General features: G+C 71.2%; 14 protein-coding genes and 1 pseudogene. 9 read left to right on the top strand and 6 right to left on the bottom strand.

Going from position 1 to position 24,501, the window contains the following annotated elements:
* Positions 1–130: 130 nt before the first annotated feature.
* From ACIOJD_RS02345 to fxsT, 3 genes and pseudogenes are all read left to right on the top strand, one after another.
* Positions 131–1,342: pseudogene (locus ACIOJD_RS02345) on the top strand (FxsB family cyclophane-forming radical SAM/SPASM peptide maturase); the annotation flags it as partial.
* Positions 1,343–1,665: 323 nt separating this feature from the next.
* Entirely contained in the window at positions 1,666–3,105 is a 1,440-nt protein-coding gene (locus ACIOJD_RS02340; RefSeq protein ID WP_401907794.1) for an aKG-HExxH-type peptide beta-hydroxylase, read from the top strand.
* Positions 3,106–3,183: 78 nt separating this feature from the next.
* On the top strand, positions 3,184–6,216 hold the full coding sequence (fxsT, locus tag ACIOJD_RS02335) for an FxSxx-COOH system tetratricopeptide repeat protein (protein ID WP_401907793.1): 3,033 nt from the start codon (positions 3,184–3,186) through the stop codon (positions 6,214–6,216).
* Positions 6,217–6,321: 105 nt separating this feature from the next.
* On the opposite strand, the gene ACIOJD_RS02330 is transcribed toward fxsT, so the two are convergent.
* The 4 genes from ACIOJD_RS02330 to ACIOJD_RS02315 all read right to left on the bottom strand — a co-directional run bounded on the left by ACIOJD_RS02330 (position 6,322) and on the right by ACIOJD_RS02315 (position 13,137).
* A complete protein-coding gene (locus tag ACIOJD_RS02330) occupies positions 6,322–10,119 on the bottom strand; it encodes a multifunctional oxoglutarate decarboxylase/oxoglutarate dehydrogenase thiamine pyrophosphate-binding subunit/dihydrolipoyllysine-residue succinyltransferase subunit (RefSeq protein WP_401907792.1) in 3,798 nt (1,265 codons plus the stop codon).
* Positions 10,120–10,388: 269 nt separating this feature from the next.
* Positions 10,389–11,444, bottom strand: a complete 1,056-nt coding sequence (locus ACIOJD_RS02325; RefSeq protein WP_401908890.1) for an ATP-binding protein — start codon at positions 11,442–11,444, stop codon at positions 10,389–10,391.
* 122 nt (positions 11,445–11,566) lie between these two features.
* Positions 11,567–12,304 (bottom strand): response regulator transcription factor, encoded by a 738-nt coding sequence (locus tag ACIOJD_RS02320; RefSeq protein WP_401907791.1) that lies wholly within the window; start codon positions 12,302–12,304, stop codon positions 11,567–11,569.
* A gap of 104 nt (positions 12,305–12,408) precedes the next feature.
* Entirely contained in the window at positions 12,409–13,137 is a 729-nt protein-coding gene (locus ACIOJD_RS02315; RefSeq protein ID WP_401907790.1) for a spermidine synthase, read from the bottom strand.
* A gap of 373 nt (positions 13,138–13,510) precedes the next feature.
* Here ACIOJD_RS02315 and lon point away from each other — a divergent pair, with 373 nt between their 5' ends.
* Positions 13,511–15,934, top strand: a complete 2,424-nt coding sequence (gene lon / locus ACIOJD_RS02310) for an endopeptidase La (protein ID WP_401907789.1) — start codon at positions 13,511–13,513, stop codon at positions 15,932–15,934.
* A 367-nt stretch (positions 15,935–16,301) separates the two neighbouring features.
* Positions 16,302–17,495: a methyltransferase domain-containing protein gene (locus tag ACIOJD_RS02305; protein ID WP_401907788.1), complete on the top strand. Its 1,194-nt coding sequence runs from the start codon at positions 16,302–16,304 to the stop codon at positions 17,493–17,495.
* A 58-nt stretch (positions 17,496–17,553) separates the two neighbouring features.
* On the opposite strand, the gene ACIOJD_RS02300 is transcribed toward ACIOJD_RS02305, so the two are convergent.
* A complete protein-coding gene (locus ACIOJD_RS02300) occupies positions 17,554–18,438 on the bottom strand; it encodes a lysozyme (RefSeq protein WP_401907787.1) in 885 nt (294 codons plus the stop codon).
* Positions 18,439–18,645: 207 nt separating this feature from the next.
* Here ACIOJD_RS02300 and ACIOJD_RS02295 point away from each other — a divergent pair, with 207 nt between their 5' ends.
* Positions 18,646–19,140 (top strand): MarR family winged helix-turn-helix transcriptional regulator, encoded by a 495-nt coding sequence (locus ACIOJD_RS02295; RefSeq protein WP_401907786.1) that lies wholly within the window; start codon positions 18,646–18,648, stop codon positions 19,138–19,140.
* A gap of 67 nt (positions 19,141–19,207) precedes the next feature.
* Here ACIOJD_RS02295 and ACIOJD_RS02290 read toward each other — a convergent pair whose 3' ends face one another.
* Complete coding sequence (locus ACIOJD_RS02290; protein ID WP_401907785.1) at positions 19,208–19,990, bottom strand: protein phosphatase 2C domain-containing protein; 783 nt, start codon at positions 19,988–19,990, stop codon at positions 19,208–19,210.
* 426 nt (positions 19,991–20,416) lie between these two features.
* Here ACIOJD_RS02290 and ACIOJD_RS02285 point away from each other — a divergent pair, with 426 nt between their 5' ends.
* The 3 genes from ACIOJD_RS02285 to ACIOJD_RS02275 are packed head-to-tail and all read left to right on the top strand — an operon-like array spanning position 20,417 to position 24,440.
* Positions 20,417–23,548 (top strand): nitrate- and nitrite sensing domain-containing protein, encoded by a 3,132-nt coding sequence (locus ACIOJD_RS02285; RefSeq protein WP_401907784.1) that lies wholly within the window; start codon positions 20,417–20,419, stop codon positions 23,546–23,548.
* Complete coding sequence (locus ACIOJD_RS02280; protein ID WP_401907783.1) at positions 23,545–24,024, top strand: roadblock/LC7 domain-containing protein; 480 nt, start codon at positions 23,545–23,547, stop codon at positions 24,022–24,024. The genes ACIOJD_RS02285 and ACIOJD_RS02280 overlap by 4 nt, the downstream gene beginning before the upstream one ends.
* Positions 24,024–24,440, top strand: coding sequence for a DUF742 domain-containing protein (locus tag ACIOJD_RS02275; RefSeq protein ID WP_401907782.1), 417 nt, complete (start codon positions 24,024–24,026; stop codon positions 24,438–24,440). Before ACIOJD_RS02280 ends, ACIOJD_RS02275 begins: the two co-directional genes overlap by 1 nt.
* Positions 24,441–24,501 lie beyond the last annotated feature (61 nt).

Genomic DNA, 24,501 nt, shown 5'->3' with positions numbered 1-24,501 from the left:
TAGGGCGAGTTGTCCGCGTTCCGTCAGACAGGGCCCCAGCCGGCGACGCCGTACAGCATGGGGGTTCGCAGTGTCTCGACGGGCGGTACCGCGTGGTCCGGTGGCACCGGGAATCGCGGGACCGCAGCATATGCCGGTGGCGACAGGTGGCCCGCGAACGGTGCCGGAAGCCTATCTCGCCATCGGTGAACGGCCCGTTCCCTTCGGGCAGTTCATCGTCAAGGTACACGGCCGGTGCAACCTCGCGTGCCGTTACTGCTATCTGTACGCCGGGCCCGACCGCACCTGGCGCGAGCGCCCCGCCGCCGCGTCGCCCGCCGTCCTGGACCGCACGGCGGACCGCATCGCCGAACACACCACCGCCCACTCCCTGAGCGAGATCTCCCTCGTCCTGCACGGCGGGGAACCCCTGCTCGCGGGCGCCGGCCGACTGGCCGCCTTCGCCGGGCGCGTACGCGAGAGGGTGGGGCCCGGCCGTACGGTCCACGCGACCGTGCAGACCAACGCCACCCTGCTCACCGAGGCCCGGATCGCCACCCTCGCCCGGCACTCCATACGTGTCGGCATCAGCCTCGACGGCGGTCTGCCCGCCCACAACACCCTCCGGGTCGACCACGCCGGACGCCCCTCCTGGCCCGCCGCCGCACGCGGCGCCCGGCTGCTCGCCGCGCACCGCCCCGAGGCGTACGCGGGCATCCTCACCGTCGTCGACCCGAGGACCGACCCGGTCGAGATGTACGAGTCGCTGCTGGCGCTGCGGCCCCCCGCCCTCGATCTGCTGCTGCCGCACGGCAACTGGACCACCCCGCCCCCCGGCCTGCCCGGCGGCGTCCCCGACGGCCGGACCCCGGGCGCCAACCACCCCACCCCGTACGGCGATTGGCTGTGCGCGGTCTTCGGCCGCTGGTGGCGGGCGGGCCGCCGGGAGACCCGGATCCGGCTCTTCGAGGAGTGCGTCGCGCTGCTGCTGGGGCTGCCCGGGGCCACCGAGTCCCTCGGTCTCGACCCCGTCAACGCGATCGTGGTCGAGACCGACGGCGCCATCGAACAGGTCGACTCCCTCAAGTCCGCCTACGACACGGCCGCCGCCACCGGTCTCGACATCTTCCGGCACACCTTCGACGACGCCCTGCGCCATCCGGGGGTCGCCGCCCGGCAGGCCGGCGCGGGGGCGCTCGCCGCCGTCTGCCGCGCCTGCCCGCTGCTCACGGTCTGCGGCGGCGGCCACTACGCCCACCGCTACCGCGCCGGACACGGCTTCGCCCACCCGTCCGTGTACTGCGCCGACCTCGACCGGCTGGTCCGCCATGTGGCCGCCGCGCTCGCCGAAGCGGCCACGGCGGCGACCACGGGGACGGCGACGACAGGCAAGACACCCACAGCCACGGCGACCACAGGCAAGACGCCCGCGACGACGGCCACAGGCAGGACACCCGCAACCACACCACCCGCGACCACACCACCCGCGACCACACCACCCGTGAGCACACCACCCACAGTCACACCACCCGCGGTCACGACGGCAACCGCACCAACCGCACCAACCGCAGTCACGACCGCGACCACAACAACCGCAGCCACGACGGCCACGGGAGGTGCCCGGTGACGTCAGTGCCCTTCCTGCCCACTACCTCCTCTACCTCCTTCACCTCCTCGATCCCCTCCATGCAATCGGCGCCCCCACCGGCCTTCCCGCGTCCCGCCGTCCCCGAGGCGATCCTGCGTGAACTCGGCCGCACCGAAGGCGGACCCGACGCCCTGGCCCTGCTCGTGCGCGACCAGTACACCCGCCGTCTCATCCTGCTGCGGGCCCTGCTCGACGCCGCCGAAGCCGCACCGGCGGCCATCTGCCCGCCTCACGCGCGCGAACGCCTGCGCACCGACTGGGCGTTGCTGGAGGCCGCGGAACGCGCCGACCGGGCCGCCGCGCGCGCCGTCCTGCTCTACCCGCTGACCGGCCCCTGGGCCGAACGCTGCCTGCGCAGCCTCACGGCCCGGCCTCACAGCGCGTACCGAGGCGAACTCCGCCTCGAACTCGCCGCGGATCTGGCCCACTTCGGCGCACTGGCCGCCACCGCCGCCATCCGCGCCCGGCTGCCCTTCACCGGGCGCCTCACGGCACACGACGGACTGCTCGTCCTGCCCACCCTGGGCGCCCTTCGCACCGGCGCCGCAAGAGGCGACCTCGCGGGCGTCGAAATCACCTACCACGACAGCAACCTGACGTTACGTCAGACAGATACGGCGCCCGTCACCGTACAGCCGGGCCCGGACGGGGCGTGGTCCGCCGACCCGCGCTGGCTGCCCGTACTCACCCTCCCGCCTCTGCGGGCCGGCGCCATGTCCGTACCGGTGGACGACCTCCACCCGTACCGCACCGCGGGCAGCGGTCTGGAACGGCACGGGCTGTCCGGCGTCAGCCGCCTCGACGACGGCGAACGCGCAGCCTGGGCACAGTCCTGGGCACAGGTCGAGCCCCTGCTCCGTATCGGCGGCGCGCACCGTCCCGCCGAAACGGCGGCCCTGCTGCACTGCCTCGTCCCGCTCTCCCGGCCGCCGGGATCCGCGCCCACCGGCGAGGGCGCGGCACATTGCAGCGGTACGCGGCGCGAGGCCTTCGGCGCGGTCCTCAGCAGCCAGCCCGCCACCCCGGCCTTCCTCGCCTCGACCCTCGTACACGAACTCCAGCACACCAAACTCGCGGCGCTCGCCGCCCTCGCGCCGATGCACCACGAGGACGCGACACCACGGCACTTCGCCCCCTGGCGCTCCGACCCCAGGCCCTTCGACGGGCTGCTCCAGGGCGCCTATTCGCATCTCGCCCTCGCCGACTACTGGCAGCGTTTCGCCCTCGGCGCCGAGCGGCTCTCGCACCGCGACCACGCCTGGGCCGAACACGCACGCTGCCGTGAGCAGGTCGGCGCGGTCCTGCCGGTGCTCGCGGGCTCCGGCGAACTCACCCCCGAAGGCCGCGTCCTCGTCAACGAGATGATCGCGGTGTATCACCGGCTGGCCGACAGCCCGCCCCCGGCCGGACACCTGGCGCGGGCGGGGGCGTACGTACGCACCGCACGGATGATCTGGCGCCAAAGGAACGGAACGTAAAGCGGCGCGCGCCAGGATGGATTCGCGAGGCCCACGGGTATGTTAAAAGGGCGTATGACGACGCAGGGAGACCGTCTAATGCCCGCAGAGCGTAAGCCAGTTGCTCAGCCAGTTGCAGCGACCGGGCCGCGAGCCGTCACCATCAGCTTCGCCGGTTTCAACCGGGCCTGGGCCGCCTGGATCGGGGACCGGCTGGAGCGGCGCGGACATACGGTCGTCTACCAGCGGTGGGACCCTCCCGTGGAGATGCCGCTGGAGGAGTCCCTGCACGATCTGCTGCTCGCTCCCGGACCCGTCCTCATCGTGCTGAGCGACTGGTACTTCCAGCTCGGCCCACGCAGCCACGACGAATGGAACAGGGCGCTGCGCGGGGTGGTGGCCACCCACGCCGACCGGTTCGCCGGTGTCACGGTCACCACATCGGCGCTGCCCGGCGCCACCGCCGTGCTCGCCGCCGCCGATCTGACGACGGTCGGCGAGGCCGAGGCCGAGCGGCGCCTGCTCATCCGGCTCGGCCTGCCCGCCGACCCGCTGTCCGACCCCGGCGACACCCGGCGCGGCCCCCGCTATCCGGCCGACACCCCTGATGTGTGGGGCGGGGTTCCCCGCCGCAACACCCGCTTCACGGGCCGGGAGCCCCTCCTCAACGACGCGTACCACGCGCTCCTCGCGGCCGGCCGCGGCGCCGGTGTCGTGACCCTGCACGGCATGTCCGGGGTGGGCAAGACGCAGCTGGCCGCGGAGTATGTGTACCGCTTCGGCGCGGAGTACGACGTGGTGTGGTGGGTCTCCGCCGACAAGCGGGTCACCTGCCGGCAGAAACTCGCCGAACTGGCCCCGGCCCTGGGCCTGTCCACCGGTGTGGAGTACGGCGAGCGGCTGCGCGCCGCACGCGACTCGCTGCGCCGGGGCGACCCGTACTCCCGCTGGCTGCTGGTCCTCGACGGAGCCGACGAACCCGACCAGATCTGGGACCTGGTGCCGACCGGGCCCGGCCATGTGCTGATCACCGCGCGCAATCCGGAGTGGGGCGAGCACAACAGCATCCTGCTGGAGGTGCCGGTCTACGACCGCGACGAGTCGGTGGCGTTCGTCCGCCGCCGTGCGCCGCGCCTGACCCACACGGAGGCGGACCAGCTCGCCGAGGCGCTCGAAGACCTCCCGCTGCTGCTGGACCAGACCGCCGGCTGGCTCAACGACTCGGACATGTCGGTCGAGCAGTACATCGAGCTTCTCGAGGACGGGATCGACCAGGACGTCGTCAAGGTCTCCGCGGACTTCCCGCTCGCCTTCCAGACCGGCTGGTCGATACTGCTGAACAAGCTCCGCGAGACCGTCCCCGAGGCCGTCGACCTGCTCCGGCTGTGCACCTTCTTCGCGCCCGGCGCCATCCCCGTACGACTGGTGCGCGACCTGCCCGCCGACACTCTGCCGGAGAAGTTGCGCGGCCTGGTCGACGACCCGGTGCGGTGGGCGCGGGCGATCAACAAGCTGCGGCAGTACGCGGTGGTGCGCGCGGCCGGGGTCGGCGAGCGCGAGGTCCATGACTCGGTGGGCGACACCGGCGCCTCCGGCACGGCCGGCGACACCCTCTACATGCACCGCATGGTCCACCAGATCGTCCACCAGGACATGCCGGACGAGGACCACAAGGACTTCATCGAGGTGGTGCGCCGGGCGCTCACGGCCGCGGACCCCGGGCGTCCGACCGACACCCGGCTGTGGCCCCGGTACGCGGAGATCGCCCCGCACCTGAAGTGGGCCGACGTGCTCCAGAGCACCGAACCGGCGATGCACACCCTCGTCCTCAACTGCCTGCGCTACATGTACCTTTCCGGCGAGTACCAGGCGGGCATCAAGCTCGGCCGGCGCGCGCTGGACGCCTGGAAGCTGCTCCTCGGCGACACCCATCCCAGGATCTGGGACGTGAGCTACCACTACGCCAATCTCATGCGGGCCGTCGGCGACTACGCGGGCACCGAGGCCATCGAGCGTGCCGCCGTCCAGCATCTGCGCGCCGAGCGCGGCCCCAAGGACCTGGAGCACCTGCGGGCCTGCGGCGGCCTCGCCGCCGATCTGCGCGGACTCGGCCGGTACGAGGAGGCGTACGAGGTCTCCGGCTGGATCCTGGGCTGCTACCGCGAACTCCTCGGCGACCAGGACTCCCGCACCCTCAACGCCCAGAACAACCTGGCCATCTCACTGCGGCTGCTCGGCCGGTACGAAGACTCCCTGGACCTCAACCGGCGCACGCTGGAGGCCCGGCGGCAACTGCTGCGCCCCCGGCACAGCTGGACCCTCTACTCGGAGATCAACTACGCCACCGATCTGCGGCTCCTGGGCCGCTACAGCGAGGCCGAGTCGCTCCAGTCGCAGAGCGTGCGCGTGCACCGCATCGTGCTGGGCCGGGACAACCCGCAGACGCTGCGTGCCGAACACAACCTCGCGCTCTGCCTGTACCGCTCGGGCGAACGCGGCCGGGCCGCCGCCCTGTTCACCCAGGTCCTGGAGAGCTGCGAACGCGTCCTGGGCGAACGGGACCCGCTCACCATGATGTTCGCGGCCGGCCAGAGCTGCTTCGCCCGCGAACACGGCGACATCGACCAGGCCACGGACATAAGCGTGCAGGTCGTCGAGGGCTATCTGGCCATGCTGGGGGAGAGCCACCCCTACGTCGCGGGCACCCGCGCCAACCACGCCCTGATCCTGCGCAACGTGGGGGAGCGGGAGCAGGCCCATGTGCTGATCGAGGACTCCCTCGTCGACATGGAGCGGGCCGTGGGCGAGACCCACCCCTGGACGCTGGGCTGCGCCATCAACGCCTCCGCGCTGCGCAACATCGTGGGCGACGCGGAGGGCGCCGCCGAGCTGACCAACGAGACGATCGTCCGGGCCACCGAGGTCCTGGGCCGTACGCACCCGTTGACGATCTCGGCGCGCATCGCCTACGCGGCGGACCTGCGGGCGCTGCGGCACGGCCAGCGCGCCGAGAAGGTGGAGGGGGAGGCGCTGGACGACCTGGCGGCGACGCTGGGCGCGCAGCACGTCCACACCGTCGCGGCCCGGTCCCGTAACCGCCCCTACTGGGACTTCGAGCCGCCGATCATCTGAGCCGGTGCCCGTCCGGGCAGCCGTACGCAGGAGAGACATGCCGGAGGGCCCGGTACCGCGAACCTTCGCGGTACCGGGCCCTCCGGGCCGTACAGTCGTCCGACGTCAGGCGTCGAAGACCTCGCTGACCAGCTGCGCCTGCTCCTGCTCGTGGCGCTTCTTGGAACCGACCGCCGGGGACGACGAGTGCGGCCGCGAGATCCGCCGCAGACGCTCGTCATGCGGGAGGTCGGCGCCGACCGCCAGGTCCAGGTGGTCGATCAGGTTGAGCGCGATGAACGGCCAGGCACCCTGGTTCGCCGGCTCCTCCTGGGCCCACAGGTACTTCTCGGCGTTCGGGAACTTCGCGATCTCCGCCTGGAGTTCGGCACCCGGCAGGGGGTACAGGCGCTCCAGACGCAGGATCGCGGTGTCCGTGACGCCGCGCTTCGCCCGCTCGGCCTCCAGGTCGTAGTAGACCTTGCCGGTGCAGAAGACGACCTTGCGGACCGCGCTCGGGTCCACGCTCGCGTCGCCGATCACCGGGCGGAAGCCGCCGGTGGTGAACTCCTCCGCCCTGGACGCCGCCGCCTTGAGCCGCAGCAGCAGCTTCGGGGTGAAGACGACCAGCGGCTTGTGGTGCGGGTTGTGGACCTGCCACCGCAGCAGATGGAAGTAGTTCGACGGCAGGGTCGGCATGGCGACCGTCATGTTGTTCTGCGCGCACATCTGGAGGAAACGCTCGGGGCGGGCGGACGAGTGGTCCGGGCCCTGGCCCTCGTAGCCGTGCGGCAGCAGCAGCGTGACGCCGGAGGTCTGGCCCCACTTCTGCTCGGCCGAGGAGATGAACTCGTCCACGACGGTCTGCGCGCCGTTGACGAAGTCACCGAACTGGGCCTCCCACATGACCAGCGCGTCCGGCCGGGCGAGGGAGTAGCCGTACTCGAAGCCCATCGCCGCGTACTCGCTGAGCAGCGAGTCGTAGACGTTGTAGCGGCCCTGGTCCTCGCCCAGGTACTGGAGCGGGGTGTAGTCCTCGCCGGTCTCCTGGTCGACCAGCACCGCGTGGCGCTGGCCGAACGTGCCGCGCCGGGTGTCCTGGCCGGAGAGCCGGACCGGGGTGCCCTCCATCAGCAGCGAGCCGATGGCGAGGGTCTCGCCCATGCCCCAGTCGATCGTGCCGTCGTCGACCGAGGACGCGCGGCGCTGGAGCTGCGGCATCAGACGCGAGTGGACGGTGACCGTGTCCGGGATGCTGACCTGCGATTCGGCGATCCGCTTGACGACCTCCTGGGAGACCGCCGTCGTGACCGTCACCGGGAACTCGGCCTGGGCGTCCGGGACATGCGCCGGGGCCGGGTGCGAGGTGGCCTCGCGGACCTCCGCGAAGACCTTCTCCAGCTGGCCCTGGAAGTCCTGGAGCGCCTGCTCCGCCTCTTCCAGCGTGATGTCGCCGCGACCGATGAGCGACTCGGTGTAGAGCTTGCGCACCGAGCGCTTCTTGTCGATCAGCGTGTACATCTGCGGGTTGGTGAACTGCGGGTTGTCGCCCTCGTTGTGACCGCGGCGGCGGTAGCAGATGAGGTCGATCACGACGTCCTTGTTGAACGTCTGGCGGAACTCGAAGGCGAGCCGCGCGACACGGACCACGGCCTCCGGGTCGTCACCGTTCACATGGATGATCGGCGCCTCGATCATGCGGGCCACATCGGTCGCGTACATGGAGGAACGCGACGACTCCGGGGCGGCGGTGAAGCCGACCTGGTTGTTGATCACGATGTGGACCGTGCCGCCGGTGCGGTAGCCGCGCAGCTGCGACATGTTGAGCGTCTCGGCGACGACACCCTGGCCGGCGAAGGCCGCGTCACCGTGGAGCGCGAGGGGCAGGACCGTGAAGTCCGTGCCGCCCTTGTTGATGATGTCCTGCTTGGCGCGGACGACGCCTTCCAGGATCGGGTCGACCGCCTCCAGGTGCGAGGGGTTCGCGGCCAGCGAGACCTTGATCTGCTCGCCGTCCAGACCGGTGAAGGTGCCCTCGGCGCCCAGGTGGTACTTCACGTCGCCGGAGCCGTGCATCGACTTCGGGTCGAGGTTGCCCTCGAACTCCCGGAAGATCTGCGCGTACGACTTGCCCACGATGTTCGCGAGGACGTTCAGCCGGCCGCGGTGGGCCATGCCGATGACGACCTCGTCCAGCCGCGACTCGGCGGCGGCGTCGATGACCGCGTCGAGCAGCGGGATGACGGACTCGCCGCCCTCCAGCGAGAAGCGCTTCTGGCCGACGTACTTGGTCTGCAGGAACGTCTCGAACGCCTCGGCCGCGTTGAGCCGGCGCAGGATCCGCAGCTGCTCCTCGCGCTCCGGCTTGGGGCGCGGACGCTCGATGCGGTCCTGGAGCCACTTGCGCTGCTTCGGGTCCTGGATGTGCATGAACTCGACGCCGGTGGTGCGGCAGTACGACTCGCGCAGCACGCCCAGGATGTCGCGCAGCTTCATCATCGACTTGCCGGCGAAGCCGCCGACCGCGAACTCCCGCTCCAGGTCCCACAGCGTGAGCCCGTGCTCGGTGATGTCCAGGTCGGGGTGCTTGCGCTGGCGGTACTCCAACGGGTCGGTGTCGGCCATGACATGGCCCCGGACCCGGTAGGAGTGGATCAGCTCGAAGACCCGCGCGGGCTTCGTGACGTCCTCGTCGTGCGAGGCATCGATGTCCTTGAGCCAGCGGACCGGCTCGTACGGGATGCGCAGCGACTTGAAGATCTCGTCGTAGAAGTCGTTCTCGCCGAGGAGCAGGTTCGCCACGATCCGCAGGAACTCGCCGGAGGCGGCGCCCTGGATGACCCGGTGGTCGTACGTCGAGGTCAGCGTCATGACCTTCGAGATACCGAGCTTGTTCAGGGTGTCCTGCGAGGTGCCCTGGAACTCCGCCGGGTAGTCCATCGAGCCGACGCCCATGATGACCGACTGACCGGGCATCAGGCGCGGCACGGAGTGGACGGTGCCCAGGCCGCCGGGGTTGGTCAGCGAGACGGTGACGCCGGTGAAGTCGTCCATCGTCAGCTTGTTGTTGCGGGCGCGGCGGACGATGTCCTCGTACGCCTGCCAGAACTCGAAGAAGTTGAGCGTCTCGGCCTTCTTGATGCCCGCGACGACCAGCTGGCGGTCACCGTTGGGCTTCACCAGGTCGATGGCGAGGCCGAAGTTGATGTGCTCGGGCTTGACGAGCGTCGGCTTGCCGTCCTTCTCCGCGAAGGAGTAGTTCATCGACGGCATGGCCTTGATCGCCTGCACCATCGCGTACCCGATGAGGTGCGTGAAGGAGATCTTGCCGCCCCGCGCCCGCTTCAGGTGGTTGTTGATGACGATGCGGTTGTCGAAGAGCAGCTTCACCGGGACCGCGCGCACGGACGTGGCCGTGGGCAGCTCCAGCGAGGCGTGCATGTTCTTCGCGACGGCGGCGGACGGGCCGCGCAGCGTCACGTACTCCGGGCCCGCGGGGGCCTCGCCACCGTTCGCGGCGGGCTTGGCCTTGGCAGCGGCCGGGGCCGCGGCGGGCTTGGCCGGAGCCGCCGGCTGCGCGGGCGCCGGAGCGGCGGCCGCGGGCTTGACCGGTGCGGCCGGAGCCTGAGCCGCGGGCTTCGCCTGCGCGGCCGGGGCCGGTGCGGCGGGTGCGGCCGGGCTCGCGGGCACCGCAGCCCCCGCGGCTGCGGGTCCTGCGGGCTTGTCCGCCGTACCGGGCGTACCCGGCTTGTAGTCGGCGAAGAAGTCCCACCAGGCACGGTCGACCGAATTCGGATCCTGGAGGTACTGCTGGTAGATCTCGTCGACGAGCCATTCATTGGCACCGAAGGCAGCGGCAGGGTTCTTCCCCTGCCCGTCTTCGTCGGTCGAGATGCTCGCGTTACTGGGGGACTGAGACGACACGGCGTGAACCGCCCTCTTCCGCTTCACAAGGTGATGGACAGCGGGAATCAAGGCTACGCCTACGAGGCCGAGAGGTGCAGGCCGGGCATGCCATCGTCATGCACGTCACATCTGACGGCGGGTTTCAGCGTATGAAATGGCGGGAAATTAGCCGGGTTCCGCGGTGCCCGGCACCCACAAAGCGCCGGCAGCGCCCCGGTCCGCGGCTTGATGCCCGCCCTCCCCGACTCCGTACCCGGAGATCGTGCGCTTACGGTTCGAACTCTACGTCAACCGTGCGCGTACGGGATTCCCGGAAGGCTGACCCGGATCAGGCAACCGTGTGTTGATTCGGCCACGCCGATCCGCCCGCCGTGCAGGTCGACCGCCCAGCGCGCGATCGCCAGGCCCAGTCCCGTACCGCCGTCGCTGCCGGGGCCGTGCGGGGAGGGCGCCGTACCCCGGTTGAACCGCTCGAAGACGCGGTGCCGCTCCTGCTCGGGGATCCCGGGGCCCTCGTCCTGGATCTCCAGCAGCAGCGACTCGGGATGGCTGCCGCACCGCGCGCGGACGGTGACCCGGCCGTGCGGCGGGCTGTGCTTGACCGCGTTGTCGATGAGATTCGCCACCACCTGGTGCAGCCGCTCCGCGTCCGCGTGCGCGGTCAGCTCGGGCGGTGAGACATCCAGGTGCAGATGGACATCCGTACGGGTGTGATTGCCGGAGCCGGAGACCGCGCCTCGCTGCGAGGACGCCAGATTGGCCTCCTTGAGCACACCCGACAGATACGGCCACACCTCGAAGCGCCGCGCCTTGAGCGGTACGACGCCGTTGTCGAGCCGGGACAGGTCGAGCAGCGTCTCGGTGAGCCGGCCGAGCCGCTCCGTCTGTCTCAGGGCCGTCAGCATCATCTCGGGGTCGGCCGCGGACACCCCGTCCACGACGTTCTCCAGGACGGCGCGCAGCGCCGCGATGGGCGTCCGCAGTTCGTGCGAGACATTGGCCACCAGCTCCTTGCGGTGCCGGTCCACGGCCTCCAGATCGTCGGCCATGCGATTGATCGTGGAGGCCAGGTCGCCCAGCTCGTCCCTGCGGTCCGCCCCGCTCACCCGGCGGGTGTAGTCGCCGTGCGAGATGCCCTTGGCGACGGTGTTCATCTCGTCGAGCGGGGCGGTCAGGCCGTGGGCGACGAACTGGGTGATCAGCAGGGTGGCGATCACCGAGAAGACCGTGATGAAGCGCAGCTCCGTCTCCGTGCGCACGGCCACCATCAGCAGGCCGGTGGTGATGAAGACGGAGACGACGACCAGGGTCCCGAGCTTGGCCTTGATGGAGAAGGGCCGGATCCCGGTCCCGTCCGAGCCACCGGTCCCGAAGAACCAGGGCTCCCTGTCGTCCTCGTATCCGCGGTGGTCGCCCTCGTACCCGCGGTGTCCTTCTTCCTGGCTGTCGCCGCCCCCCGGCCGGGTCATGGAGCGGGGGTCTCCAGCGCGTAGCCGACGCCATGGACCGTACGGATCCGCTCGGCGCCGATCTTCCGGCGCAGCGCCTTGATGTGGCTGTCGACCGTACGGGTGCCCGAGGCGTCCGCCCAGTCCCACACCTCGGCGAGCAGCTGCTCCCGGGAGAGCACCGCGCGCGGGGTGTTCGCCAGGCAGACCAGCAGGTCGAACTCGGTGGGCGTCAGATGGACGTCGTCGCCGCGCACCCGCACCCGGCGCTGCGCGTGGTCGACCTCCAGCTCGCCCAGCCGCAGGATGCCGCTGCGCGGCGTCACCGCGGCGAGCGCCGCGCGCTCCACTCGGCGCAGCAGCACGTGCACGCGGGCCGTCAGCTCCCGCATGGAGAACGGCTTGGTCATGTAGTCGTCGGCGCCGACCCCGAGCCCGACCAGCATGTCCGTCTCGTCGTCCCGGGCCGTCAGCATCAGCACCGGCACCGGACGTGCCGCCTGCACACGGCGGCACACCTCCAGTCCGTCGAAGCCGGGCAGCATGATGTCGAGGACCATCAGGTCCGGTTGCCACGCCTCGGCGGCGTCGACGGCCGCCGGGCCGTCCACCGCCGTCTGTACGAGAAAGCCCTCGGCCCGCAGCCGTGCGGCGATGGCGTCGACGATCGTCGCATCGTCCTCGACGACCAGTACCCGGCGCTGGGCGCCGGGTGTGGCCGCGACGCCGTTGTGGCTGGTATGTGTCTGCTCCATAGCCCCGCCCCTGGTACGCGTTCCGCGATCCTTGTTCCGCGATCTGCATGAAGTTTGCAGATCTGTGTGTCGGGAGCAGCGTAGAGGCAGCGAGAGGCTCCCGGCTACGCAGTGCGAACGGCGAGATGGACCACGTCGGGTACGCCCCGGGCAACCCGGATCTCTTCCGTCCTTACTCCGGTGAATCCGGCATGCCGCAATGCGTCACCAAATGCGGTGGATGGCCGGGCCGACCAAACGGCCAGGACACCGCCTGGTTTCAGTCGCTCTCGGCACGCGGCGAGACCCTCCGGCGCGTACAGATTTCCGTTGCCTTCGGTGACCGTCCAGCCGGGTCCGTTGTCGATGTCGAGGCAGAGCGCGTCGTAACTGTCCGTGGCCGTTCGTACATACGTCACGAGGTCGGCGTGGACGATCTCGGTGCGCGGATCGGCGAGCGCGTCGCCCGAGATCCGGGCGAGCGGCCCGTCGTGATGCCAGTCGATGACGGCCTGTTCCCGCTCTATGACAACGATCCGGCCCCAGCGCGGATCGGCGGCGGCATGCGCGAGCGAGAAGCCCACGCCCAGGCCGCCGACGAGGACGGACGGGCGCTGTCCGGGGTGCCCGGTGGTGCGCTCCGGGGGGAGCGCGGCCAGTGCCGCGTCGATGAGCAGACGCTCCGAGCGGCCGTCGGACGTGTCCATCAGGAAGCAACCGTTGGCGATGATTTCCAGCCGTTCGCCGTGCTGCCGCAGGACGATTTCGCCGTACGGTCCGTTACGACGGTCCAGTGTGACGGGCCCCCTGTCCGCGTCGGGGCCGGGCGCGGGTGTGGGTGCGGGTGCGTGCACGGGTGGGACCTCCTCGGTCGGCGGCTGCTGTCGCGGACATCCTGTCGGGGCGGGGCGGATGGGGACAATTCGTTTCGGCCGTGACGGTGGAGGGCCGGACGCCTTCGAGGTCGTCATGGTTGAGCGATGTGTCGGACTTCACATGCTCGGTGATGCTCGCCGGTGACCCTGTGCCGGTAGGGCGGTGGACCGTGCCGCTGTCCGGTCCTCCTGAGGTGATCGCCGTCGCCCGCCGAGGGCCCCCGCGCGCGAGGCGGAGGGGCGCGGGACCTCCCCGGATGTGATCGCTCAGAGCGAACGCGACCGGGGGAACATCTTCGGACTCACAAGCATTGAGTCGGTATAGCTCAACTTGACTGCCGAAGGGGAGATCATGGCTGCCACTTCCACACCGCTCACGCTTCCCGTGCTGCCGCTCGACGACGAGGTCGTCCTGCCCGGCATGGTGGTGCCGCTGGACCTGTCCGACAGCGAGGTCCGCGCCGCCGTGGAGGCCGCGCAGGCGGCTGCCCGCGTCGGCGACGGCGGCACTGGCAAGGGAGCGGGCAAGCCGCAGGTGCTGCTGGTGCCGCGTATCGACGGAACCTATGCGGGCACCGGCGTGCTGGGCACCGTCGAGCAGGTCGGCCGGCTCTCCGACGGCGACCCCGGCGCGCTCATCCGCGGCCGGGGCCGGGTGCGGGTCGGCGCCGGTACGAGCGGGCCCGGCGCGGCTCTCTGGATCGAGGGCCTCGCCATCGAGGAGATCACTCCCGATCCGCTGCCCGGCTCGGTGACCGAGCTGGTCAAGGAGTACAAGGCGCTCGCCACCGACTGGCTCAAGAAGCGCGGCGCCTGGCAGGTGGTCGACCGGGTGCAGCAGATCGACGACGTGTCCGCGCTCGCCGACAATTCCGGCTACTCACCGTTCCTCTCCCTCCCTCAGAAGGTGGAGCTGCTGGAGACCGCCGACCCGGTGGCCCGGCTGAAGCTCGCCACCGACCAGCTGCGCGAACACCTCGCCGAGCAGGATGTCGCCGAGTCCATCGCCAAGGACGTCCAGGAGGGCGTCGACAAGCAGCAGCGCGAATTCCTGCTCCGGCGCCAGCTCGACGCCGTACGCAAGGAGCTGCGCGAGATCAACGGCGAGGACGGCGAGGACGAGTCCGACGACTACCGGACGCGCGTCGAGGCCGCCGACCTCCCCGGGAAGGTGCGGGAAGCCGCGCTCAAGGAGGTCGACAAGCTGGAGCGCTCGTCCGACCAGAGCCCGGAGGGCTCCTGGATCCGCACCTGGCTGGACACCGTCCTCGAACTGCCGTGGAACGAGCGGACCGAGGACGAGTACGACATCCGGGGCGCCCGGTCCGTCCTCGACGCCGAGCACGCCGGACTGGAGGACGTGAAGGAGCGCATCACCGAGTACCTGGCCGTGCGCAAGCGCCGCGCGGACCGCGGCCTGGGCGTCGTCGGCGGCCGTCGCGGCGGCGCCGTGCTGGCCCTGGTCGGCCCGCCCGGCGTCGGCAAGACCTCGCTCGGCGAGTCCGTCGCGCACTCCATGGGACGGAAGTTCGTCCGCGTCGCGCTCGGTGGCGTACGGGACGAGGCGGAGATCCGCGGCCACCGGCGTACGTACGTCGGCGCCCTGCCGGGCCGTATCGTCCGGGCGATCAAGGAGGCCGGTTCGATGAACCCGGTCGTCCTGCTGGACGAGATAGACAAGGTCGGCTCCGACTTCCGCGGCGACCCGGCCGCGGCGCTGCTCGAAGTCCTCGACCCGGCGCAGAACCACACCTTCCGCGACCACTACCTGGAAGTCGAACTGGACCTCTCCGACGTGGTGTTCCTCGCCACGGCGAACGTCCTGGAGGCCATCCCGGAGGCGCTGCTCGACCGTATGGAGCTGGTCACGCTCGACGGTTACACGGAGGACGAGAAGGTCGTCATCGCCAGGGACCACCTGCTGCCCAGGCAGCTGGAGCGCGCGGGCCTGGAGTCCGGCGAGGTCACCCTGGAGGACGACGCGCTGCGCAGGCTGGCCGGCGAATACACCCGCGAGGCGGGCGTACGGAACCTGGAACGGTCCATCGCCCGGCTGCTCCGCAAGGTCGCGGCCGAGCACGAACTGGGCGAGCGGGAGCTGCCGTTCACGCTCGGCGCCGAGCACCTGCGAGGGCTGATCGGCCGTCCGCACCACGTGCCCGAGTCCGCCCAGGACCCGTCCGAGCGCCGCACGGCGGTCCCGGGCGTGGCCACGGGCCTCGCGGTCACGGGCGCGGGCGGAGACGTCCTCTTCGTCGAGGCGTCGCTGGCCGACCCGGAGACGGGCGGCTCCGGCCTGACCCTGACCGGTCAACTCGGCGACGTGATGAAGGAGTCGGCGCAGATCGCGCTCTCCTTCCTCCGCTCGCGGGGCGCCGAGGCGGAGCTGCCGGTGGCCGACCTGAAGGACCGGGGCGTGCACATCCACTTCCCGGCGGGCGCGGTGCCGAAGGACGGCCCGAGCGCGGGCATCACGATGACGACGGCACTGGCGTCGCTGCTGAGCGGCCGCCTGGTCCGGACGGACGTCGCCATGACCGGCGAGGTCTCCCTGACCGGCCGCGTCCTGCCCATCGGCGGCCTCAAGCAGAAGCTCCTGGCCGCCCACCGCGCGGGCATCACGACGGTCGTGATCCCGAAGCGGAACGAGGCCGACCTGGACGACGTCCCGGCCGAGATCCTGGAGAAGCTGGAGGTCCACCCGGTGACGGACGTCCGCCAGGTCCTGGAGATCGCCCTGTCCCCGGCGGAGGTGAGGATGTCGGCGGCGGCGTGAGCCGGTACGGACAGGCGGCGACTCGGGTCCATACGCTCAGGCGGTGGGCCCGAGTCCGTGTGTCCGGGCGGCGTCCCGGTTCGACGATCGGCGCCACGCAATGTATTGACTCGCGTACTCTGTGTGGCCAACTGCTGTGTGTGGCAGGTGGCTTGACGCTCGGAGTCGGGCCGCAAGGCCCTGCTTGGCGCTCCGCCTGATGGGGCCGCACATTTCCATGATCGGAGGGCCTGACGATGGTTGGACCGATGTGCCGGAACGGGGGTGACGGGGACGGCGGGGACGGTCACCCCGGCCAGCCCTGGACGCCGCCCCCGCCGCCGCCCCCGGACGGTGAGATGCCGCCCGGCGACGGAAGCCACCGCAAGTGACGCTCAGCTCTGAGCGGGACGGCCGCGCCGGCGACGAGCCGGCGCGGTCCCTCCTCGAAGCCGGAGCCCTGACGCCCGCATGGGCGGATGTGTTCAGGGCCGTGCCGCGATCGCTGTTCCTGCCGGATCTTCTCTGGTCGCACGACATGGCCACCGGCCGCAGCGTGCCCGTCTCGCGAAACGGCGACCCCGAGGGGTGGGAACGCGCCGCGTACGCGAACGTCCCGCTCGTCACGCAGTGGGACGACGGAGCGCACACCGGCACCAACCCGGGGAACGTGCCGACCAGTTCGGCGAGCATGCCGTCGGTCGTGGCCGCCATGCTGCGCGACCTGGAGGTGAGCGACGGCACGCGGGTGCTCGAAATCGGCACCGGTACCGGTTGGAACGCCGGACTGATCGCCCGCCGCCTGGGCGGCTCCAACGTGGTCAGCGTCGAGATCGACCCGGCGGTGGTCGAGCAGGCCCGGGGCGCGCTGAAGCGCGCCGGACTCAGCCCCGAGGTGGTCCACGGGGACGGCCGGGACGGCTGGCCGGACGGGGCGCCGTACGACCGCGTGATCGTCACGGCGGGAGTGCGAGCCGTCCCCAAGCGCTGGCTGGAGCAGACACGGCCGGGCGGGATCATCCTCGCCCCGTGGGGCACCCACTACAGCGACCAGGACGCGCTCGTCCGGCTGACCGTGGGGGACGACGGCCATGCGACCGGGCCGTTCCTCCGGATGGTCGAGTTCATGAAGCTACGGGACCAGCGCCTCGACTGGAACCGCTTCCGTGCGCACGTCCCGGAGTTCCCCGGCGATGCCGACGAGTCCAGCACGCAGGCCACGATGGCGGATCTGGGGGACCGCTACGGGTCCGTCCGGTTCGTGACAGGGCTTTGTGTGCCCCACTGCGCCCATGTCGTCAACCGGACCGGCAAGGATGCCGGGAAGGCGTGGTTCTTCGACCTGCTGAGCCGGTCATGGGCCGCCGTCGAGTTCCGCGATGGCGAGCCGGACGCCACGGTCCACCAGTGCGGGACGCGTCGCCTGTGGGACGAGGTGGAGCGAGCCCTGACCTGGTGGACCGAGCACGGCAGGCCGGGCGTCGACCGCTTCGGCCTCACGGTCGCTCCGGACGGAAGCGCCCACCCGTGGTTCGAGGACCCGGCGAAAGCGCTGCCGTTCGGCTGGCGGCCTCGCACATGACGACGCGGCCCCGTCCGGGCGTTCCGTCCGGTCGGGGCCGCGCGCGGCCGGTGAGGGATCAGCCGTTCGCCAGGGCCTGGACGCGGTCCAGGGCGCCGTTGAACCGGTCGTGGTCGCCGACGATCGGGCCCGTCGAGGTGTACTGCCAGATCGTCTGGACGCCCCAGCCCGCCGGCAGCTCGCCCACCGAGGTGTTGTAGCGGGCGATCCAGAGCGGGTTGGTGGAGCCGAAGCCCGCGTAGTTGCCCGTGCAGGTCTTCCACCAGCTGGTGGCCGTGTAGATGACGGCGTCTCGGCTGGTGCGGGCCTTGTACGTGGTGAGGAAGTCGCGGATCCAGGCCACCATCTCGCTCTGCGACTTGCCGTAGCAGGACGCTCCGTACGGATTCCACTCGATGTCCAGGACGCCCGGCAGCGTCTTGCCGTCGCGTGACCAGCCGCCACCGCCGTCCGCGAAGTAGTTGGCCTGGTTGGCGCCGCTGGAGTCGTTGGGGGTGGCGAAGTGGTAGGCGCCGCGGATCATGCCTACGTTGTACGAGCCGTTGTACTGCTGGGTGAAGGAGGGGTTCTTGTAGTAGTTCCCCTCGGTGGCCTTCACATAGGCCCACTTCACGCTGGTGTTCCACAGGGCCGGCCAGTCGACGCTGCCCTGGTGGCCGGAGACGTCCACGCCTTCCGTCTGGACGGCGCGGCCGGAGGAGGGGACACCGCCCTGGCCGTCGTGTGCGATGACGCCCATGCCCATGTAGGCCGAGCCTCGGTGCGGCTGCGGGCCGGCGAGCGGGCCCGCGGACCCACTGGTGGCCGGGTCCGCGGGTGGGTCGGCCGGGGCGGCGGCGTTCGCCGTGCCCGGGTGAGTGAGGAGAAGTGCGAGAGTTGCGAGGAGAGCGCCGGTCGCCGCGGCGTACGAGCGGCCGGTCGTTCCGGATCTGCGCACGGGCATTGCGTGCCTCCGAAGACCTGGGTGGGGGGAACTCCTGACGGGTCGGCATGCGGTGGGGATACGCATACCAGCGTTGACGCTACGCACGTAGACCCGTCCGACGGAAGGCAGCCACGCTGCTGCCGTTGGTATAAACCTGCGAAATACTTGCAGAGCTGCGGCAACGGCCGCGGCAGAAAGAAACCTTCAGGAGCGGAAAAGCGCGCGATGGGTGCTGACGTGCACAGGAGCGATACGGAAAATGAACCTTCCGCCGGTCGGGGGAATGGTGTGGACCACGAATTCCTGGCGCTGGAGCGGGAACTGGCGGTCTTTCTGCGCCGCGCCCGCGCCAACTCCGGCGAGATGGCGCGCGAGGTCCACCCCGAACTGGAGCCCGCCGCCTACGGGCTGCTCGTACGGCTGGAGGAGACCGGCGGTCAGCGCGGCACGGAACTCGCGGGTTACTTCGGGATCGGCAAAGCCACGATGAGCCGTCAGCTGCGCGCTCTGGAAGCTCTGGGGCTGGTGACCCGTGAGCCCGACCCGGCCGACGGGCGGGCCTCGCTCATCCGGATCACCGACGAGGGCCGGGCCCGGTTCCGGCGGGTCCGGGACGCGCGCCGTGCGTCGTACGTACAGAAGCTCGCCAACTGGGACCGTGCCGAGATCGCCGAACTGGCCCGCCTCCTCCACCAGCTGAACGCCAGCGCGGAGAGCTGACGGGCGGGGACGGAAGGGCGGGGGAGGGGCTTCGGTCCGGAGGGCGGCGGGTGCGATCGGCCCCGCCTCACAGCTCCACGTACGTCACCGTCGCGTCGTCGTTCCTCTTCCCCCTGCGAAACCTCAGCCCCTCCGGGTCCGCCGCCTCCGCCGCCCTGACCCGGTCGATCAGCTCCTGCGCGCCGCTCTTGCGCACCAGGGTCGGGCAGTCCGCCCAGTCGCCCTCGCGGAAGATCTCCACCCAGCGGGTCGCGCCGTCGGTCATCGCGAGCAGTGAACGGACCTCCGAGGCCGGTGTGCGGCCCGTCACCGCCTTCACCGCGACCGCCGGGTCCGCCGCCGCCGTGAAGAACCCGCCCTCCGCGTTGCGCAGCGCGTCCGCCGAGCCGACCGTGCGCAGCCGCTCGCGCGGGATGTGGTCCAGCCGGTCGTCCAGCACCGCCCGTACGTCACCGTCCGGCGTCTCCAGCAGCAGGGTGGAATCGGACAGGACCAGGTGTTCGACGGTGCCCCGGTCCCAGCGCGCCAGGACGACCGTCGCCTGCGGTGTACGCACGTGAGAAAGGTCACAGGTTTCGCGATGGGCCTCCGCGGTACGGGCGATCGACGCGGACAGGACCTCCGCCAGAGTCAGATCCCGACGTGAACCGGACAGTTCCGCGAGCGCCCCGCCGAGCCTCGCGGTGAACCACGGGACCCCGTGCACACATCCGTCGTCGCCCGCCGGTGGCGTGACTCCGTCCAGCACGACCAGCGCACCACCCTCGCCGCCCGCTGGTACGGACACGGTCGTCCAGTCCTCATTGGGCCGTACGGCCGTGCCGGGGGCAGTGGCGAGTTCGATGCGCATGCCGACCAGTCTGCACGACCCCACCGGCGGCCCGCATGAATCCTTCACGGGGCCTCCACCCCGTGTCGCGCAAGCCGTACGGCCAGGTCAACCGATGTCATTCGGTCACAGTGGGCGCGGCGCGGCGCGGGGGCGAAGGGCGCGCGGGGCCCGAACGGGCCGTTCCGGGGAGCTGCGGGCGGGCATCCTGCCAAAGCCTCGGCGGAAGGTCCACCCGGCACGCCAGGTTCGGGTGGGGCGGGAGCGGGGAAGACTTGTTGGTCAACTCCTCCGTGATGTTCACTCGTTCAGGTGGCGGGGCGGTCGATGCGCGTCTCCCTCCGAATGGCGCTGGAATGGTCTGAGGCCGTGCCAGGGGTGGCCAGAGGTGGGGTTCTCTCGTTGTGACCGGCCGTCACCTCTGCTTCATGGGCGGACGAGTCGAGAATGCGAGCACCGGTGCAGAAAAAGCGGCCTCGGGGTAACGGTGTCACGCACGGGGAGGCCACCACGGCCGGGACCGGCGAGGCAGACACGAGCCAGGCGGGCACGACCGGGACAGGTACGGCTGCCGGGACGGGCACGGACGGGACAGGCGCGGTCGGAACAGGCACGCCCCGGGCGGGCGCACCCGGTGCGGGCACTGCCGGTGCCGGGTCCGGCAACGTCCCGGGCGGACGGCGGGTGCGGGTACGCAACCGGCTCGTCGCCGGTGTGGCCGTCCTGGGCGTCACCGTCGTCGCGGCGGGCTCTCCCGCCGTACTGAGCGCCTCCACCGAGCTGAACGACGCCCAGAGCCTGGTCAACCTCGCCGAACTCAACCGGCAGGCCGTGACGCTCACCCAGTCCCTCGCGGACGAGCGCGACGAGGTCATCGTCTACATCGCCGCCGGCCGCGACGAGCAGCCGGGCGGGCGGAGCAAGGGCAAGTACCAGCTCTCGGAGACCCGCAGCGCCCGCGTCGACCGGAAGATCGACGAGATCCGCGACGCCGCCTCCGTCTCGCCCGGCCTGCTGCACGACCTCTCCACCGTCCCCTCCATCCGCCGCACCGCCCTCACCGGCAAGGGCTCGGCGATGGAGGCGTACCGCGCGTACTCCGAGGTCATCGCCAAGCTCCAGACGCTCGCCGACGAGCTGGCCGAGAACACCCCGGCCGAAGCCGCCGACGGCAGCCGCGCCGCCGGCGCCCTCGGCCGTGCCGTCGAGCAGGCGTCCGCCACCCGCGGGCTGCTGCTGGCCGCGCTCGCCGTGCCCTCCGGCACCGCCGGGACGCCGACGTTCGACCCGGTCACCGGGCTCCCCGTGACACCCGCCGACAGCGCGGACAGCAAGAAGAAGGACCAGCTCCGCGACGAACTCAGCGCCGACGCCCAGAAGTCGCGCGTCCGTGAACTCGCCGCGCTCGCCGACTTCGACCAGACCGCCAACACCACGGCGCGCGACTCCCTCTCGGCCACGGTCACCGGGCCCGACGTCAAGACCGCCGAGGCATATCTGACGCAGCTCACCGACCGCCCCGAACTCTCCGCGTCCGACCGCGGCGCCAACCAGGAGAAGGTCGAGGCCGCGCTCTCCGCCCGGATCGACCACATGCGCGGCGTCGAGTCCGGCCTCGGCTCCGGCCAGGTGGAGCGGCTGGAGAAGCTGCGCGACGACGCCGTCACCGGCCTGGAGCTGCGGATCGCGCTGCTCGGCGGGTGTCTGCTGATCGCCGTCGGGGTGTCCGCCGCCGTCGCCCGTACGCTCACCAGGCCGCTCGCCGTCGTACGGATCGGAGCCGCCCGGCTCGCCGGGGCGCCCGGGACCGAGGAGCCGATCCGCTTCACCGGGCGCAACGACGAGTTCGCCCAGGTCGTACGGTCCGTCAACAGCCTGCACGGCACGCTCGCCGAACTCTCCACCCGTACCGAGAAGCTGGACAGCGACCGCACCGACCTGATCGGCGCGCGGCAGAAGGTCGCCGACCAGCGTGCCGAACTCCAGGAGCAGGTGGCCGAACTCACCACCCGGCTCGGCCAGTTGCGGCACACCGTCCACCACACCTTCGTGAACCTCTCGCTGCGCACGCTCGGCCTGGTGGAGCGCCAGCTCGGGGTCATCGAGGGGCTGGAGGACCGCGAGCAGGACCCGGAGCGGCTCGCCACCCTCTTCAAGCTCGACCACATGGCCACGGTCATGCGCCGGCACAGCGAGAACCTGCTGGTGCTCGCGGGCCACGACCACGGCCACGGCCCCACGGGTCCCGTCCCGCTCGTGGACGTCCTGCGCGCGTCCGTGAGCGAGATCGAGCGGTACGAGCGCGTCACGATCCAGTCCCTGCCGCCGCACGCGCAGGTGGTCGGCTTCGCCGCGGACGACCTCAGCCATCTCGTCGCCGAACTGCTGGAGAACGCCACCGCCTTCTCGCCGCCGGACGCCGAGGTGCGGCTCTCCGGCTGGCTGATGGAGAGCGGCGAAGTGATGCTCTCCGTACAGGACCAGGGCATCGGCATGTCCGGCGACCGGCTCACCGCCCTCAACGCACGGCTCGCCGACCCGGACACTCAGGGGAACGACGGGGCCGAGGGCGAGGGGCTCGGACTGCGCGTCGCCGCGCTGCTCGCGGCGCGTCATGGCGTACGGGTCGAACTGCGCGAGCACCACAAGGGCGGTGTGGCCGCGGTTGTCGTACTGCCGCAGGCCCTCCTCCCGGAACCGCCGTCGGCCGCCGTGCCGCCCCCGGCCCCGACGGCGAACCCCCTGCCCGCCGCACCCGCGCCCGCGCCCGCCGCGCCCGAGGCCGGAGCCGACGCCCTTCCGAAGCGTTCGGCGTCCGACCCGCTGGTGGCGGCCGCCGAGGCGGCGATCCGCAGGTCGGAGGCGAAGGCGGCGGCTGAGGCGAAGGCGGCCGAAGCGGCGGAGACGCAAGCGGCGGCGGTGACGCAAGCGGCGCAGGCACCGGAAGTCGCCGCCGAGGCGTCGTCCGAGCCGGTCGAGGAGTCCGAGGCCCGGCCCGGCCCGTACGCGATCGGCCCCGACAGCCACGCGCGCGTCCCCGACGGCGAACCGGAGACCACCGGTACCGACCAGGACACCTTCGCCATGCGGCTGCCCTCGCAGCCCCGCGACACCCCGCCCCCGGCCGGAACCACCGAGGTGGCACCGGACACGGGTACGGACGCGGGCGCGGGACCGGACGCCGTGGGCGCGGAGGGACGCGTCACCGACAAGGGTCTGCCCAAGCGGACCCCCAAGATCGTCGAACCCGCCACCGCGCCCACCGGGCGCAGCGGCGGTGTCGACGCCGAGGCGCTGCGCCGCAGGCTCGGTGGCTTCCACCAGGGGGCCAAGGAAGGCCGGCGCGACGTCGAGGCCGAACTGACGGACCAGACGGACCAGGCCGATCAGCCAGACCGGACAGACCAGGCCGATCGGACAGACCAGACCGATCGGATCGACCAGACCGACCGGACCGGGACCACGGGGCAGACCGAACTCACCGACCGGTCCGGCCTTACGCAGCACACAGCGTCGACAGAGCAGACTGATGTACCAACCGAAGCGACGGGGGAGACAGTCGAGGAGGCACGCAGTTGACTGCGACCGGCACATTCGGACTGAGCAGTGAAGCCCGTAACCTGCATTGGCTGTTGAAGAACCTCGTCGAGGAGGTACCAGGAGCACGTTCGGTCGCCGTCGTCTCGTCCGACGGACTCCTCCTGCTCTCCTCGGACGCGGAGCAGAACGCCGAGGCGGCCACCACCGAGCGGCGGAAGGGGCCGCGCGGTTCCAGCGCCGACCTGGCCACCATCGTCTCCGGCATCGGCAGCCTCACCATCGGGGCGGCGAAGCTGATGGACGGCGGCGGGGTCAAGCAGACCATGGTCGCCATGGAGTCGGGCAGCGTCTTCGTCATGGCGATCAGCGACGGTTCGCTGCTCGGGGTGCATGCCACACCGGACTGCGACATGAGTGTGGTGGCCTACCACATGGCGCTCTTCGTGGGACGGGCCGGCCATGTGCTGACCCCTGAACTCCGCGACGAGCTGCGCAAATCGATGGAGAGTGCCTGATGACGGCCGCCGCGGGGTCTGCCCCGCGCAAGCTGCCCATGCGCGGCGGCGACCGCCGCCCGGCGCGGGTCCGTCCGTATTCGCTCACCGGCGGACGTACCCGCTTCGGGCACGTCCTGCTGGTCGAGACGTTCGTCGCCGCGCTCGAAGCGGCCGACGAACGCAGAGAGCTGTCCAACGGTGGGGGAGCGTCCCGCCTGATGCCGGAGATGCTGGCCATCGTCGAGCTGTGCCGGCGCATGCGGACCGTCGCCGAGGTGTCGGCGCTGCTCAAGATGCCGCTGGGGGTGGTCCGGGTGCTGATCAGCGACCTGGCCGACCAGGGAAAGATCCGTGTATATGGAACCGGGCACGGCACCGGCCAGCCCGATCACGCGCTGCTGGAAAGGGTACTGAGTGGACTCCGCCGTCTCTGACGCCACAGGTGTAACCGAGGCCTCCGGCCTCACAGGGACCTCTCGCACTACCCCTGAGGCT

The sequence above is a fragment of the Streptomyces sp. NPDC088116 genome (genome assembly GCF_044741745.1).
Taxonomy (GTDB): domain Bacteria; phylum Actinomycetota; class Actinomycetes; order Streptomycetales; family Streptomycetaceae; genus Streptomyces.
This window is presented reverse-complemented; position numbering and strand designations above follow the sequence as displayed.

What these genes read in the sequence shown, in the direction of transcription:
- ACIOJD_RS02290 (WP_401907785.1), bottom strand. Translation starts at nt 19,990, where the DNA reads ATGCGCATCGAACTCGCCACTGCCCCCGGCACGGCCGTACGGCCCAAT.
- ACIOJD_RS02285 (WP_401907784.1), top strand. Translation starts at nt 20,417, where the DNA reads ATGCGAGCACCGGTGCAGAAAAAGCGGCCTCGGGGTAACGGTGTCACG.
- lon (WP_401907789.1), top strand. Translation starts at nt 13,511, where the DNA reads ATGGCTGCCACTTCCACACCGCTCACGCTTCCCGTGCTGCCGCTCGAC.
- fxsT (WP_401907793.1), top strand. Translation starts at nt 3,184, where the DNA reads ATGCCCGCAGAGCGTAAGCCAGTTGCTCAGCCAGTTGCAGCGACCGGG.
- ACIOJD_RS02275 (WP_401907782.1), top strand. Translation starts at nt 24,024, where the DNA reads ATGACGGCCGCCGCGGGGTCTGCCCCGCGCAAGCTGCCCATGCGCGGC.
- ACIOJD_RS02300 (WP_401907787.1), bottom strand. Translation starts at nt 18,438, where the DNA reads ATGCCCGTGCGCAGATCCGGAACGACCGGCCGCTCGTACGCCGCGGCG.
- ACIOJD_RS02320 (WP_401907791.1), bottom strand. Translation starts at nt 12,304, where the DNA reads ATGGAGCAGACACATACCAGCCACAACGGCGTCGCGGCCACACCCGGC.
- ACIOJD_RS02340 (WP_401907794.1), top strand. Translation starts at nt 1,666, where the DNA reads ATGCAATCGGCGCCCCCACCGGCCTTCCCGCGTCCCGCCGTCCCCGAG.
- ACIOJD_RS02295 (WP_401907786.1), top strand. Translation starts at nt 18,646, where the DNA reads ATGGGTGCTGACGTGCACAGGAGCGATACGGAAAATGAACCTTCCGCC.